This is a genomic window from Hydrogenophaga sp. (assembly GCF_019264445.1).
Taxonomy (GTDB): domain Bacteria; phylum Pseudomonadota; class Gammaproteobacteria; order Burkholderiales; family Burkholderiaceae_C; genus Hydrogenophaga.
This window is the reverse complement of the sequence record NZ_JAHVAB010000040.1, coordinates 127,924-141,684: the sequence shown is the minus strand read 5'-3', so window position 1 is coordinate 141,684 and position 13,761 is coordinate 127,924. Positions and strand designations below refer to the sequence as shown.

16 protein-coding genes are annotated in these 13,761 nt (G+C 67.4%); 6 read left to right on the top strand and 10 right to left on the bottom strand.

Annotated elements, in window-relative coordinates; genetic code table 11:
- A partial coding sequence (locus tag KXJ60_RS06550; protein ID WP_291125428.1) for a substrate-binding domain-containing protein occupies nt 1-549 on the top strand: 549 nt, incomplete at its 5' end.
- Nucleotides 550-572: 23 nt separating this feature from the next.
- Here KXJ60_RS06550 and KXJ60_RS06545 read toward each other — a convergent pair.
- Both KXJ60_RS06545 and KXJ60_RS06540 read right to left on the bottom strand, forming a co-directional pair.
- A complete protein-coding gene (locus KXJ60_RS06545; RefSeq protein ID WP_291125426.1) occupies nt 573-776 on the bottom strand; it encodes a putative motility protein in 204 nt (67 codons plus the stop codon).
- A gap of 75 nt (nt 777-851) precedes the next feature.
- Nucleotides 852-1,745, bottom strand: a complete 894-nt coding sequence (locus tag KXJ60_RS06540) for a LysR substrate-binding domain-containing protein (RefSeq protein ID WP_291125422.1) — start codon at nt 1,743-1,745, stop codon at nt 852-854.
- Nucleotides 1,746-1,844: 99 nt separating this feature from the next.
- Here KXJ60_RS06540 and KXJ60_RS06535 point away from each other — a divergent pair, with 99 nt between their 5' ends.
- Both KXJ60_RS06535 and dkgB read left to right on the top strand, forming a co-directional pair.
- A complete protein-coding gene (locus KXJ60_RS06535) occupies nt 1,845-3,053 on the top strand; it encodes an MFS transporter (RefSeq protein ID WP_291125419.1) in 1,209 nt (402 codons plus the stop codon).
- A gap of 26 nt (nt 3,054-3,079) precedes the next feature.
- Nucleotides 3,080-3,895, top strand: coding sequence for a 2,5-didehydrogluconate reductase DkgB (dkgB, locus tag KXJ60_RS06530; RefSeq protein ID WP_291125417.1), 816 nt, complete (start codon nt 3,080-3,082; stop codon nt 3,893-3,895).
- A gap of 23 nt (nt 3,896-3,918) precedes the next feature.
- Here the strand turns inward: dkgB and KXJ60_RS06525 are convergent, their stop codons facing one another.
- Both KXJ60_RS06525 and KXJ60_RS06520 read right to left on the bottom strand, forming a co-directional pair.
- Nucleotides 3,919-5,598, bottom strand: coding sequence for an FAD-dependent oxidoreductase (locus tag KXJ60_RS06525; RefSeq protein WP_291125415.1), 1,680 nt, complete (start codon nt 5,596-5,598; stop codon nt 3,919-3,921).
- 4 nt (nt 5,599-5,602) lie between these two features.
- Entirely contained in the window at nt 5,603-6,622 is a 1,020-nt protein-coding gene (locus KXJ60_RS06520; protein ID WP_291125413.1) for a tripartite tricarboxylate transporter substrate binding protein, read from the bottom strand.
- A 100-nt stretch (nt 6,623-6,722) separates the two neighbouring features.
- Between KXJ60_RS06520 and KXJ60_RS06515 the strand changes: the two genes are divergently transcribed.
- Together KXJ60_RS06515 and KXJ60_RS06510 are read left to right on the top strand one after the other, a co-directional pair.
- A complete protein-coding gene (locus tag KXJ60_RS06515; RefSeq protein WP_291125410.1) occupies nt 6,723-7,634 on the top strand; it encodes a LysR family transcriptional regulator in 912 nt (303 codons plus the stop codon).
- A gap of 148 nt (nt 7,635-7,782) precedes the next feature.
- Nucleotides 7,783-8,031: a PsiF family protein gene (locus tag KXJ60_RS06510; RefSeq protein ID WP_291125407.1), complete on the top strand. Its 249-nt coding sequence runs from the start codon at nt 7,783-7,785 to the stop codon at nt 8,029-8,031.
- Between the two features lie 6 nt (nt 8,032-8,037).
- Here the strand turns inward: KXJ60_RS06510 and KXJ60_RS06505 are convergent, their stop codons facing one another.
- Nucleotides 8,038-8,643 carry a hypothetical protein gene (locus tag KXJ60_RS06505; protein ID WP_291125404.1) on the bottom strand — a complete coding sequence of 202 codons (606 nt, stop codon included), beginning with the start codon at nt 8,641-8,643 and terminating at the stop codon, nt 8,038-8,040.
- A 100-nt stretch (nt 8,644-8,743) separates the two neighbouring features.
- On the opposite strand from KXJ60_RS06505, the gene KXJ60_RS06500 reads away from it, so the two are divergent.
- Complete coding sequence (locus tag KXJ60_RS06500) at nt 8,744-8,968, top strand: hypothetical protein (protein WP_291125401.1); 225 nt, start codon at nt 8,744-8,746, stop codon at nt 8,966-8,968.
- 3 nt (nt 8,969-8,971) lie between these two features.
- Here the strand turns inward: KXJ60_RS06500 and KXJ60_RS06495 are convergent, their stop codons facing one another.
- The 5 genes from KXJ60_RS06495 to KXJ60_RS06475 all read right to left on the bottom strand — a co-directional run bounded on the left by KXJ60_RS06495 (nt 8,972) and on the right by KXJ60_RS06475 (nt 13,615).
- Nucleotides 8,972-9,367 carry a RidA family protein gene (locus tag KXJ60_RS06495; protein ID WP_291125398.1) on the bottom strand — a complete coding sequence of 132 codons (396 nt, stop codon included), beginning with the start codon at nt 9,365-9,367 and terminating at the stop codon, nt 8,972-8,974.
- Entirely contained in the window at nt 9,364-11,028 is a 1,665-nt protein-coding gene (locus KXJ60_RS06490) for a benzoate-CoA ligase family protein (RefSeq protein WP_291125395.1), read from the bottom strand. Before KXJ60_RS06490 ends, KXJ60_RS06495 begins: the two co-directional genes overlap by 4 nt.
- Nucleotides 11,025-12,194 carry an acyl-CoA dehydrogenase family protein gene (locus KXJ60_RS06485; RefSeq protein ID WP_291125392.1) on the bottom strand — a complete coding sequence of 390 codons (1,170 nt, stop codon included), beginning with the start codon at nt 12,192-12,194 and terminating at the stop codon, nt 11,025-11,027. The genes KXJ60_RS06490 and KXJ60_RS06485 overlap by 4 nt, the downstream gene beginning before the upstream one ends.
- A gap of 132 nt (nt 12,195-12,326) precedes the next feature.
- On the bottom strand, nt 12,327-13,181 hold the full coding sequence (locus KXJ60_RS06480; protein WP_291125389.1) for an enoyl-CoA hydratase family protein: 855 nt from the start codon (nt 13,179-13,181) through the stop codon (nt 12,327-12,329).
- Entirely contained in the window at nt 13,178-13,615 is a 438-nt protein-coding gene (locus KXJ60_RS06475; RefSeq protein WP_291125439.1) for a MarR family transcriptional regulator, read from the bottom strand. The genes KXJ60_RS06480 and KXJ60_RS06475 overlap by 4 nt, the downstream gene beginning before the upstream one ends.
- Between the last annotated feature and the right edge of the window lie 146 nt (nt 13,616-13,761).

Here is a 13,761-nt window from a genome sequence, read left to right as displayed (position 1 = left end):
TCCGAGTACCCGGCGCTCATCGTCGAAGTGCTGTCGGCGCCGCAGTCCGACGCGCTGCGCATGCTGCACGCGGGCGACGCGCACCTGGCCCTGGTGTTCGAGCGCCCGGGCACCGACGAACGCGAAGGCTTCCAGGAGCTGGGGCAGGAAATTCTGGTGGCGGTGATCTCGCCCACGCACCCCGAGGCGCAGGCGCGCCAGGGCGAGCTGCAGCTCAACGACCTCATCGACATCCGCCAGATCGCGGTGGTCAGCCGCGACCCCCGTGGGCGCGACCCGCGCCTGCTGGTCTCGCGCCACATCTGGCGCACCGACAGCCATCTGGCCACGCTCAGCCTGGTGCAGGCCGGGCTGGGCTGGGCTTACCTGCCGCGCAGCCTGATCAAGCCCATGGTGGCTGCCGGCACGCTGACCGAAATCCGCTTCGGCAACATCAGCAACCAGCTGCGCGTGTGGGTGGATGTGGTGTGGCACACCGACCGCCCGATGGGGCTGGGGGCCAAGCGTTTCATTGAGCTCATGCGCCAGGCCGCCAGCGCAGCGGGCTGAGCCGCGCGGTCAAACGAGCGCCATCAGACCAGCGTGTTCACCTGCGTGCCCAGCGAGCCGTCGGCCGCCAGGGGCAGGTCTGCCGGCAGGGCGTTGAGCATGGCCATGGCGCCAGCGGACTGAATGTCCTGCACCTTCTTCAGCACTTCAATCTGCACGTCGCTGAAAGTCTGGTCGCGCTTCATTTCGGCGACGGCTTGAACGAGGGCGATGGGGGAGACGTCCATGGGGGTCTTTTCAGAACAGGTTGCCTGGTGTATCGGCGGCCTGCTGCTGAACTTGATGCGCCTGCAGCGCAGCGCTCAGGAGGGCGACGCCATGCGCAGCGCCAGAAAGTCCACAAAGCACCGGATGCGCGAGGCCAGCTCGGTGTTGCGGTAGTACACCGCGTTCACCGGTTGCCGCACCTCCAGCGTGTCGCGCAGCAGCACCTGCACCAGGTCGCCCTTCTGGCGGTCGGCCTCGGTCATGAAGTCCGAGAGGCAGGCAATGCCCGCACCGCAGAGCGCCAGATGCCGCACCGTTTCTCCGCTGGACGCCGCAATGTCCGGCGTGATGCCCAGGCCGTCGCCTTCGGGGTGCCGCAGCGGCCAGGTGTTCAGGCTCTCGGGCTGGGTGAAGCCCAGCAGCGTGTGCCGGTTCAGGTCGTCCACCTTTGTCGGTCGGCCCGCTTTTTTCAGGTAGGCGGGGCTGGCCAGCAGCCGCAGGCGGGAAGCGGTGAGGGGTCGCGCATGCAGCGTCGAGTCGCGCAGCGGACCGTGGCGGATCGCCACGTCGGCGCGGTGTTCGATCAGGTCGACGATGCCGTCGCCGGTGTGCAGCTCGAGTTCGATGTCGGGGTACTCGGCGAGGAAGTCCGTCACCAGCGGCACCAGCACATGCAGCATGAACGGCGATGAGGCATTCACACGCAGCCGGCCGGCGGGCTTGAGGTGGCGGCAGGCCAGTTCGTCTTCTGCGGCTTCAACCGACTGCAGGATGTCGCGCGCCCGGGCCAGGAACAACTGACCTTCCTCGCTCAGTTCCAGCCGGCGGGTGGTGCGGCGCATCAGTGTGGTGTTGAGCTTGTGCTCCAGGCGGCTGAGCGCGCGGCTGATGCCCGAGCTGGTCTGCTCCAGCCGCTCGGCGGCGGCGCTGATGGAGCCGGTGTCCACCACCGTCTTGAAGGCCAGCAATTCGTCGAGTGTGGTTTTCATTCTTGAATTCTCAGCACAAATGTTGTGCTGGGCAACCGCTTTTTCTCAACAAACGACGGGACCACACTGCGGGCCTTCCCCGTTATCTGGAGTGGTTTCATGCCCTTAGCCTTGCTCGCGCTGACCATCAGCGCCTTTGCCATCGGGACGACCGAGTTCGTCATCGTCGGCCTCATTCCCACCATCGCTGCGGACCTGGGTGTGAGCCTGCCTTCGGCCGGCCTGCTGGTCAGCCTGTACGCCCTGGGCGTGGCGGTGGGCGCGCCCGTGCTCACGGCGCTCACCGGCCGCCTGCCGCGCAAGACGCTGCTGCTCTCGCTCATGGCGCTGTTCACGCTGGGCAATCTTCTGGCCTGGTTGTCGCCGGGCTACGAGACGCTGGTTGCGGCGCGCATCCTCACGGGTCTGGCGCATGGCGTGTTCTTCTCCATCGGCTCGACCATCGCCACCGGGTTGGTGCCCAAGGAGAAGGCAGCGAGCGCCATTGCCACCATGTTCAGCGGCCTCACGGTGGCGCTGGTCACCGGTGTGCCACTGGGCACGTTCATTGGCCAGCATTTCGGCTGGCGCGCCACGTTTCTTGCCGTGGCGGCGTTGGGCGTGGTGGCCATCTTGGGCAGCCTGGTGTTTGTGCCACGCAAACTGGCGCACAACGCCCCCGCTTCATTGCGCCAACAGTTGGGCGTGTTGCAGCAGCCGCGCCTGTTGCTGGTGTACGCCATGACGGCTGTGGGTTACGGCGGCACGTTTGTCGCTTTCACGTACCTTGCGCCCATGTTGCAGCAGATCACCGGCTTGCAGGCCAGCGCCGTGGGTCTCGTGATGCTGGCCTACGGCGTGTCGGTGGCGGTGGGCAACATCTGGGGCGGCAAGCTCGCCGACCGCAAAGGCCCCGTGGGTGCGTTGAAGCTCATCTTCGCCTTGCTGGCACTGGTGCTGCTGGTGCTCACCTTCACGGCGTCCAACCCCTGGCTCATGGTGTTGACCGTGTTGGCCTGGGGTGCGGTGGCTTTCGGCAATGTGGCGGGCCTGCAGGTGTATGTGGTGCAGCAAGCCGAGCGCTTCGCGCCGCAAGCCATCGACGTGGCATCGGGCCTGAACATCGCGGCCTTCAACCTCGGCATTGCGCTGGGTGCGTGGGGCGGCGGCGTCGTCGTCGACGGCATCGGCCTGCAGCACACACCGTGGATCGGCGCACTCGTGGTGCTCGGCGCGCTCGGCCTCACGCTGCTCAGCGGCCGGCTCGATGCGCGCGACCCGGCACCTACCCGCACCACCAGCGGCACGGCGTATGCCGGCGGCCACTGAACCTCTTCCTTTTTGAAAGCCACAGCATGAACACCACCCACACCATTCCACCCTTCGGCCTCGGCACCTTCCGCCTCAAAGGCCAGGTCGTCATCGACTCGGTGCGCCAGGCGCTCGAACTCGGCTACCGCCTCATCGATACCGCACAGATCTATGGCAACGAGGCCGAGGTCGGTCAGGCGATTGCCGAGAGCGGCGTGCCGCGCAGTGAGCTGTTCATCACCACCAAGATCTGGACCGACAACCTGTCCACCGACAAGCTGGTGCCGAGCCTGCAGGAGAGCCTGCGCAAGCTGCGCACCGACCATGTGAATCTCACGCTGATCCATTGGCCTTCGCCCGGCGGCGCGGTGGCGCTGGCCGATTCGCTGCACGCTTTGCAGGCGGCCCAGGCCCAAGGCCTCACCCGGCAGATCGGCGTGTCCAACTTCACCATTCCCTTGCTGCAGCAGGCCATTGACGTGGTGGGCGCCAAGGCCATCGCCACCAACCAGGTGGAGCTGCATCCCTACCTGCAAAGCCCTCAGCTGGTGGCCTTTGCGCGCGCGCAGGGCCTGCACCTCACGTCGTACATGACGCTGGCCTACGGCAAGGTGCTGAGCGACCCCGCCATCGCTGCCATCGCCCAGGCGCACGGATGGACACCTTCACAGGTGGCGCTCACCTGGGCCCTGCAGCGCGGTTTCGCGGTCATCCCGTCATCGACGAAACGCGAGAACCTGCAGAGCAATTTGCTGGCGCCCGCGCTGCGTCTGAGCGATGAGGAGATGGTGCGCATCGCCACGCTGGACCGCAACGACCGCCTGGTGAACCCCGAAGGGCTGGCGCCGGTTTGGGACTGACGCACCGCGCCGTCCCCCGGTGATCAGCCACTGACGGCTTCAGGCACCCGCGCATCGGCACGGCCGCACAGACGCGCCACCAGTGCACCCGCGTTCTCGGGCAGCTGCTCGCCGCGCCACACCACATGCTGGTCGGCACGGCAGAGCACCAGCGGATGGCGGTAACCGTCGGGCAGCTGTGCGGCGTTCACATCGATCACGGTCAATGGCATGCCCGCTTCGCGCGCTGCTGCCAGCAGGGCTTCGATGTCGATGGCCTGGCGGCTGCGCAGCAGCGTGTAGCCCGGGCCGAAGGCGTCGTACAGCGATCGGCCATCTTCCAGCCAGAAGTGCGGCGCGCGGCAGCCGGGCACGGTGGAGGGGGTGAAGCTGCCCATGCTGTAGGGCGGCGGCGCCTCGCCATCGGCCACGATCAGCGGTGAGTCCGCATAGAAGTACCCGAAGTTCAGGCCAGCGCAGCAGAACTGCTGCACGTTGAGGTCGTAGGCTTCCTTGCCGACCGCCGCACGCAGTGCCTCTCCCTGAGGACCTGGCGCTTCCAGGTCGGGCGGCACAGCGCCGCGGGCGCGGATCATTTTCTGCGCGTGGTCCATCGCGAAGCGCGACACCTGCTCGGTGATCGGCTGGCGTTCAGCCTCGTAGGCGTCCAGCACCTGTTTGTCCGCCCACCCCTGCAGGTGCGCACCGAGCAACCAGCTCAGGTTGAGCGCATCGGCAATGCCCGCGTTCATGCCATACCCCGCGTAGGGCACCCACAAATGTGCGGCGTCGCCTGCGAGGAACACGCGTCCCTGCCGAAACCGGTTGGCCACCAAGCGGCGGCCCACCCAGTCTTCCTTGCTGATCACTTCGTACTGGAAGTCGTCGTCGACGCCGAGGATCTCGCGGATCGAGCGGTCACGGTCGATGGAATCGAACTCCGGCTCGTGAGGGTTCAGGTGGTTGTGCACCAGCCAGCGCTCGTGTCCGTCGATCGCAAACACCGTGCCGCAGCGGCGCGGGTTCACCGAATAACACGACCAGGCGGGAGCGCCGGGTACCTTGGCGAGCAGCCCGGGCGCGCGGATGTAGGTGGACTGCACGCGCTGGATCACCGGCGTGCCTTCCAGCTGCGCACCGATGGTTTTGCGCACCATCGAGCTGCCACCATCACAGCCCACGAGGTACTGGCAGCGGATGTTGACGGTACCGCCGTCGTCCAGTCCGAGGCCTTGTGCCACCACGCCATCGCCGTCTTGTGTGAAGTCGGTGACCTGGGTGCGGTCCAGCAGCGTCACGCCAGCTTGCGCGGTGGCGTGCGCCAGCAGAATCGGCTCCAGGTAGATCTGGTTGATGCGGTGAGGGGGCTCAGGTGTGGGCCACCACGTGTCAGGGCCGCCCTCGCGGGTGTAGCGCTCGCGCCGGCATGGGATCGCAATGCGTGTGAGCTCCTGACCCGTGAATGAGGTTCTGAACACCACGTCATTCGGATAGTCCTCAGGCAGGCCCGCCTGCCGCACCTGCTGTGCCACACCCAGCCGCCGGAACTGCTCCATGGTGCGGGCGGCCACGTGGTTGCACTTCACGCTGGGCGGCTCGCCCCTGCGGCGGGTTTCAACGATCACCACGCTCACGCCGCGCGAAGCCAGGTCCATTGCCAGGGTCAGGCCCACCGGGCCTGCGCCGACGACGAGCACGTCGGCGGTGAAGTTCTGCAGATTCATCGGTTCAATCCAGCTTGATGCGGGCGGTGCGGATCACGCCGGCCCATTTGGTGGTTTCAGACGCGATGTAGCTCGCGAACTGTGAGGACGTGCCGGGCGCGGCCTCAACCCCCATCGTGGCCATGGTGGCGCGCGTGGCGTCGTCCTTCAGGGCGCCGTTGATCTCGGCGTTGAGGCGCGACACGATGGCATCGGGCGTACCGGCCGGCGCGACGATGCCGAACCATCCGGTCGAGTCATAGCCCGGCAGGCCGGCCTCGGCCATGGTGGGCACGTCGGGCAAGGTGGGCAGGCGCTGCGTGCCGGTGACGGCGTAGGCAATCAGCTTGCCGGCCTGAATCTGCTGCAGCGACGAGGGCAGGTCGACGATGGCCAGCGGCACCTGTCCGCCCAGCGTGTCCATGGCGGCCGGTCCAGAGCCGCGGTAGGCCACCTCCACCAGCTTGATACCCGCCATTTGCGTGAACAGGGCGGCAGAGAGGTGCATGGCCGTGCCATTGCCACCGTGGGCGATCGACAGCTTTCCGGGCGCTGAGCGGGCGCGTTCGATCAAGGCTTTGAGCGTGCGCGGCTCCATCGAAGGGTGACCCACCAGCACAAACGGAATGCCCGCCACCATGGCCACGGGTTTGAGATCGCGTGCGGTGTCAAAGGGCATCTGCTCGTAGAGGCTCACGTTGGCCGAGAGCGCACCGGCCGCACCGAGGCCCAGCGTGTAGCCGTCGTTCGGGGCCTTGGCCACCAGCGACATGCCGACATTGCCCCCTGCCCCCGGCCGGTTGTCCACGATCACGGGTTGCCCCAGCTTTTCGTTCAGCCGGGGTACCAGCAGCCGGAACACCGCGTCGGCGCTGCCGCCTGGCGGGAAGGTCACCACCACGCGGATGGGTTTGGTCGGGTACTCGGCGGGGGCCTGCGCGCGAGCAAGACCGGCAGCAGACAGCCCGGCAGCGGTCATGGCCGTCAGCGCCCGTCGGCGTGTCAGGCCGGCGAGCGGGCGCAGGGGTTTGAGTTCTTGGGGCATGGCGTTTGTCTCCTTCTTTGTGTTGCGAGAAGCGTGCATTGAACGCTGGTTGAATTCATTCGTAAATCAATAATTTGCGAACGAAATATGATGTTGTCTGATGAATCCGAACTTCACACCCACCATCCGGCAACTGCGGGCCTTCGTGGAGGTGCACCGATTGCGCAAGCTCAGTGCGGCGGCCGACAAGCTGTTTGTCACGCAGTCGGCCGTCAGCATGCTCCTGCGCCAGCTGGAAGAAGGACTGGGCGCGCGCTTGTTTGATCGAACCACCCGTTCGCTTCAACCCACACCTGCCGCCACCGAGATGCTTCCGATGGCCGAGCGCATCCTGCGTGATGTCGACGCGCTGTCCGCTGGTTTTCGGGACTTGGCCCAACTTGAGCGCGGACGTGTCAGCGTGGCGATCACACCCACGCTGGCGTCCTTTCTGTTGCCTGAGGCCATCCAGCGATTCATGCACGCGCATCCTCAGGTCAAGCTGCAGGTGGACGACTGCGCACCCGACCAGTTCGTGTCCCGCATCATTGGCGAGCACGTGGACTTTGGCATCGGCACGCCCGAGCGCCCAGGTGCCGAGATCGACACACAAACGCTGCTGCGCGACCACCTTGCGCTGGTGTGCCTTCCTTCCCATCCGTTGGCGCGTGTCCGCAGCGTGCGCTGGGCGGATCTGCAGGGCCATTCGCTGGTCACGGTGCGCCCGGGCTATGGCATCCGTTCGCTGATCGAGAAGACCGCCGTGCAGGCCGGGGTCAGCCTGGACGTGAGCAACGAGGTGTCTTTTCTGTCGACCGCGCTGTGGATGACCACCAGCGGCATGGGCGCAGCCGTCATGCCCGCCGCCTTCGCCCACGCCGAAAACGCGCCCGAGCTGGTCATTCGGCCGATTTCGGCGCCGCGGGTGTCTCGCGATGTGTCGGTGGTCACCAAGCGCGGCAGATCGTTGTCAGCCGCCAGCCTCAGCTTTATCGAGACGTTGCGCGGCACCCTTGGCGGCCGCAAGCGCTGAGAAAAGCGGCGTTCCATTCAGCCTCTGCGCAAACCAGCGGGCTTGCGACTGTGGCGGTTTCGCCCGCGGGTGCCATACCCCGGGAGAGTATTCTTGACAGCGCCCCGGCGTAGGCCTTCAATGGGGTTTTCAACCGCCGGAGATGTTCATGCGCCTCGCTGTCCTGTGCTCGTTCGCCCTTGCCGCCTTGATGCCTTTGGCCTCTTTCTCGGCGGACATGACGTGCAACGCCGCCGCCACAGAAAAGAAGTTGGCCGGTGCGGCCAAAACGTCTTTTCTGAAGAAATGCCAGAAGGATGCTGCCGCCACATGCGACATGGCTGCTGCTGAGAAAAAGCTCGCGGGTGCCGCCAAGAACAGCTTCACCAAGAAGTGCAGCCGCGACGCGGTGGGCTGATCGGCTTCAGATGCCGGTGAGTTCCCGGTAGGCATGCCGCGTGGCCGGGGACACCGCGGCCAGCACCTGCTCGTGGCTCGTCTGGTGGCGCCGCAACAAGCGCGCGGAAGCCACCGCGCGTGAGCGGCAGAACCAATGGCACGTGTGCTGCATCAGGAACAGCTCGGCCGACAGGGTGAAGGCCTTGTCGCGCAGTGAGTGTTGCGCTTCGTTCGCGACGGCGCTCGCAATGCCTGCGGCGTGCAGGCGGAACGCTTCGCGCACATCAAAGGTGGCGCCAGGCAGCAGCCGGCTGGCGCCTGGCAGGGCCAGCGCGAGCTTGCTCACGCGCGACGCGGCGGCATCCACTTGGGAAAACCCGTTGGCAAAGCGGCCGAACTGTTCGGCCACCGAGCGCTCTGCGCCGGCGAGCAGGCTCCAGATCTGCTCGCGGCGCTCGGCATCGTCTTCACCCAGTGCACGCAGGTAGCCCTGGGTGATGTTCTCCATCAGCGCTTCAATCTGGTACTGGCCCAGGTGATGGCCGAGCAGGGCGATGCGGCGTTTCTGTTCCTGTGCGTTGACGAAAGCGACGCCGGCGAACGCCGCCAGCAGGAGAATCAGAAGGTCCATGAGGGCCACAGCCGTTGCAAAAGGACGCCAGTGTAGTCACCCGGATGGCGGATGCAGTGCGAGAATGAATTCCCCTCGTACCCCGATGCCCCTGAACCGTATGTTCCGACACCTTCCCCTGATCGCCGTGGCCGCTGTGGCCTGGGCGGTCTGCCTGATGGGCATTGCCTGGCTGGGCGCGGCCGTGCTGGGGCGCGCGCTGTCCACGGCAGAGACGGTGCTGGTCGGGGTGGCGTTGACGGTGTTGGTCGTGATCGTGGTGCAGGCGCGCCTGCAGCGCGACCGCCGCAAGATCGAGGACATGCGCGACTCCGCGCTCTGGTGACCCTCAGTCCGGCACCACCGCCGTGACTTCAATCTCCACCTTGGCCCGGGCCTCCATCAGGCCGCTCACCTCCACGCAGGTCATGGCGGGGAAGTTGCGCCCCATCACTTCGCGGTAGACCTCGCCGAGCTCGCGCAGCCGCGCGTTGTATTCCAGCCGGTCGGTCACGTACCAGGTCATGCGCACCATGTGCTGGGGTGTGGCTTCGGCACAGGCCAGCACATCGCGCACATTGAGCAGGGCCTGTCGCGTCTGCGCGATGAAGTCGTCGCTCTCGAAGGCCTGGGCGGCGTTCCAGCCGATCTGGCCGCCCACGTAGACGTGGGTGCCGCGGGCGGCGATGCCGTTGGCATAGCCCTTGGGTGCTGCCCAGCCGGGCGGTTGCAGGTGCTTGATCATGTGGGTGTTCGGGGTGAGTGGGCTTGCTGGCGCAGCGCAAAGCGCTGCAGCTTGCCGGTTTCGGTGCGCGGCAGCTGGGTCACGAAGACCACCTCGCGCGGGTATTTGTAGGGGGCCAGGTTCTGCTTCACGTGGTCCTGCAGGGCTTTGGCCTGCGCGGCATCGCAGGCCTCGCCGGGCTTGAGCACCACATAGGCCAGCACGATCTGGCCGCGCTCCTCGTCGGCCTTGCCCACCACGCCGCACTCGGCCACGGCCGGGTGCTGCAGCAGCGAGGCTTCCACTTCCGGGCCGGCCACGTTGTAGCCGGCGGTGATGATCATGTCGTCGGTGCGGGCCTGGTAGAAGAAGTAGCCGTCGGCGTCCTGGCGGAACGCATCGCCGGGGTAGTTCCATCCATCGCGCACGTACTGCGTCTGGCGCGGTTCGTCGAGGTACTTGCAGCCGGTGGGTCCGATCACCGCGAGCTTGCCCACTTCGCCCACAGGCAGGGGCTGGCCGTCGTCGTCGACCACGCGCGCTTCGTAGCCGGGCACCACCTGGCCAATGGCGCCGCGGCGCACCGCTTCGGGTGCAGAGGAGATGAAGATGTGGAACATCTCGGTGGCGCCGATGCCGTCGATCATTTCCAGGCCGGTGGCGTCTTTCCAGAGCTGGCGGGTCGCATCAGGCAGGCCTTCGCCGGCGCTCACGCTGATGCGCAGCCGGCCCAGGCCATGCTGCCGCGCAAACGCGGCCATCTGCCGGTAGAAGGTGGGCGCGGTGTAGCAGATGGTGGCGCCCACGCGGCCGATGAGCTGCACCATGGCCTCGGGTGTGTAGGCGATGGAGGGGAAGTAGACCGAGGCGCCGGCCCACATCGGGAACACGAGCAAGCCGCCCAGGCCGAAGGTGAAGGCCAGCGGTGGCGAGCCCATGACGATGTCATCGGGCGTGGCACGCAGCACGTGGCGCGGCCAGGTTTCGCAGGCGGCCAGCACGTCGCGGTGGGTGTGCACGGCGGCCTTGGGCGTGCCGGTGGTGCCGGAGGTGAAGGCCAGCAGTGCGATGTCGGTGGCGGCGGTGGGGCAGGGTGTGCTGGTCGGGCAGTGGCGAGCTGCGAGCGCTTCCAGCGAGTGGGCGGTGTCGGTGTCGCCGGCGTTGAACACCAGCAGCTTCGTGCTGGCGGCGCCGGGGTCTGCTGCGAGCGCGGCCTTGAGCTCGTCCTGCAGCTGGGCGTCGCACAGCGCCACCGAGGGTTGCGCTTTGGTGATGATGGCGCCCAGCTCCTTGGCGCGCAGCAGCGGCATGGTGGCCACCGCCACCAGCCCGGCCTGCACCGTGCCCAGCCACGCCAGCGCCATGGCCACCGAGTTGCCGCCGCGCAGCAGCACACGGTTGCCAGGCACGAGGCCCAGTTCCACCGTGAGCACATTCGCAATGCGGTGCACTTCGGCCTGCGTCTGCGCGTAGGTCAGCGTGCGCTCGTCGCTGCGAAACAGCGGGCGCTCGGCGTGGCCCGCGGCCATGGCGCGGTCAAACAGCGCCTGCACCGCATTTGCCTGCGCGGGCAACTGCAGCTCGGGCCGGTCAAAGCGCAGCTCGGGCCACTGCCCGGGCGGCGGCAGCCGGTCGTGCACGAAGCGATCGGGCTGCGCAGAGGGAATGGCGATCTTGTTCATCTCAACGCGGCCTTTCCGAGAATGAGCAACTGCACCTCGCTCGCACCTTCGTAGATGCGCAGCGAGCGGATGTCGCGGTACAGGCTCTCGACCTTCTGCCCCACCTGCACACCGCGTCCGCCAAACATCTGCAGCGCCATGTCGATCACGCGCTGTGCGTTCTCGGTGGCGGTGAGCTTGGCAGTGGCCGCGGCGGTGGTGTACGCAGCGGTGCCCGCGCCCTGCGTGGCGCTGCAGTCGCGCTGCCAGGCCGCGCGGTAGGTGAGCACGGCGGCCGCGTCGATCAGCGCACTCATCTCGCCCAGGCGGGCTTGCGTGAGCTGGAAGTCGCCCAGCGTCTGCCCGAACATCTTGCGCTGCTTCGCTTGCGCCAGGGCTTCGGCGAACGCACGCCGCGCCATGCCCAGCGCGGCGGCCGCCACCGAGGCGCGGAAGATGTCCAGCGTCTGCATGGCGAGCTTGAAGCCGCCGTGCAGCGGGCCCACCATCGCGCCGTTGTCCAGTTCGCAGCCGTGCAAGCGCAGCGTGGCCAGGGGATGGGGCGCCATCACATGAATGTGCTCGTCGCTCTTCAGGCCAGGGTGGGGTGCATCGACGATGAAGGCGCTGATGCCGCGCGAGCCCGCTTCGGCATCGGTCTTGGCAAACACGACGTAGAAGTCGGCAAGGTCGCCGTTGCTGATCCAGGTCTTGGTGCCATCCAGCGTCCAGCCACCCGTCCGGGCCACCGCGCGCGTGGCCATGGCCGCCACGTCGGAGCCGGCTTCCGGTTCGCTGAGTGCGAAGGCGGCGATCTTCTGGCCGCTGGCGACGGCGCCCAGGTACTTCGCCTGCTGCGCGGGTGTGCCGGCGAGCGTGATCGCGCCACTGCCCAGGCCCTGCATGGCGAAGGCGAAGTCGGCCAGCGGGGAGTGAAAGGCCAGCGTCTCGCGCAGGATCACCAGCGAGCGCGAGTCGAGCGCAGGCAACGCGCCGCCGTGCGCGGCGGGCACGCAGTAGCGCAGCCAGCCGTCCTGGCCCAGGCGGGCCACCCAGTCCCGGCACGCGGCGCGGTCGTCGGCCTCGTCCACCTGTTGCTGCGCGGCCCAATCGGCCAGGCGCGGCGCCATCTCGCGGTGGTGTGGCTCGAAGAATGGCAGCTCCCATTGCGCCTGTGGTGGGTGCATGCCGTGCGGGTGTTCAAACGCGACCATTTCACGTACCCCCATTTCCGTTCGCCCTGAGCTTGTCGAAGGGCTCTCGCCATGCGGACTGGTGGGGCTTCGACAGGCTCAGCCCGAACGGGTGTTGCTTCATGCTCAGTTGCCTTCGAACGCAGGGCGCTGCTTCGCGGCGAACGCTTCGTACGCGCGGCGGAAATCTTGTGTCTGCATGCAGATGGCCTGCGCCTGTGCCTCGGCCTCGATGGCCTGGTCCAGCGTCATGGCCCATTCCTGGTGCAGCATGGTCTTGGTCATGCCGTGTGCGAAGGTCGGGCCCTGTGCCAGCTGGGCCGCGAGCTTGTGCGCGGCGGGCAGCAGGGCGGCGCTGTCGTGCAGCGCGTTGAAGAAGCCCCAGGCGTGGCCTTCGGCGGCGGTCATCGCGCGCCCGGTGAACAGCAGTTCGCTGGCGCGGCCCTGCCCGATCATGCGCGGCAGCAGCGCACACGCGCCCATGTCGGCGCCGGCCAGGCCCACGCGGGTGAACAGAAACGCGGTGTTGGTGTTCGGCGTGCCCAGGCGCAGGTCGGAGGCCAGCGCCATCATCGCGCCCGCGCCGGCGCACACGCCGTCGATGGCCGCCACGATGGGTTGCGGGCAGGCGCGCATGGCGCTCACCAGCGCGCCGGTCATGCGCGTGAAGGCCAGCAGCTCGAGCATGCTCATCTTCGTGAGCGGACCGATGATTTCGTGCACGTCGCCGCCCGAGCAGAAGTTGTCGCCCGCGCCGGTGAGCACCACGGCGCGCACGTCGGTGGCTTTCTGCAGGCTCAGGAACCAGTCACGCAGTTCGGCGTACGAGTCGAAGGTCAGCGGGTTCTTGCGCTCGGGCCGGTTGAGCGTGACGGTGGCCACGCCGTCGGTCACGCTGAGCGCGAAATGCGCGGGAGCAGGTGAGGCCTTGGGGCCGTACTGGCCGCGCATGGGGTTGTGGTCGGGGATCGGGTGTTTCATGCGTCGATGCGTTGGTTGATGTCGAGCTGGTGTTGTTTGACCTTGCCCAGCAGCTTGTGCAGGCTCTCCAAATCGCGCGGGTTCAGGCCGTCAAAGGCTTCCACGATCCATTGCTCGTGCTGGCGCGCCATGGCCACAAAGCTGGCACGGCCCCGGTCGGTGAGGCGCACGCGAAACGCGCGGCGGTCGCCCTCCACGCCCATGCGCTCGACCAACCCTTCGATCACCAGCTGGTCGGTGATGCCGGTGACGTTGCCGCCCGTGACCATGAGGCGGTGCGAGAGCTCCTTCATCTTCAGGCCCTCGGGGTGGCGCTCGAGCTGGGCCATGAGGTCAAAGCGCGGCAGCGTGGTGTCGAACTGCTCGCGCAGGCCGGCGCGCACGCGCTTCTCGATCAGTTGCGAGCAGGTGAGCAGCCGCAGCCACAGGCGCAGCTCGTGCGCGTGTTCGCTGTGGGCGCGGGCTTCGAGGTCGAGGGAGTGGCCCCCACGCTCCGCCGCTGCGCGGGTCGCTGCCCCATGACGGGGAGGGGCCCCGCTCCTTGCTGGGTCCAGGGGCTGATCCAGCTTGGGGCGGCCCT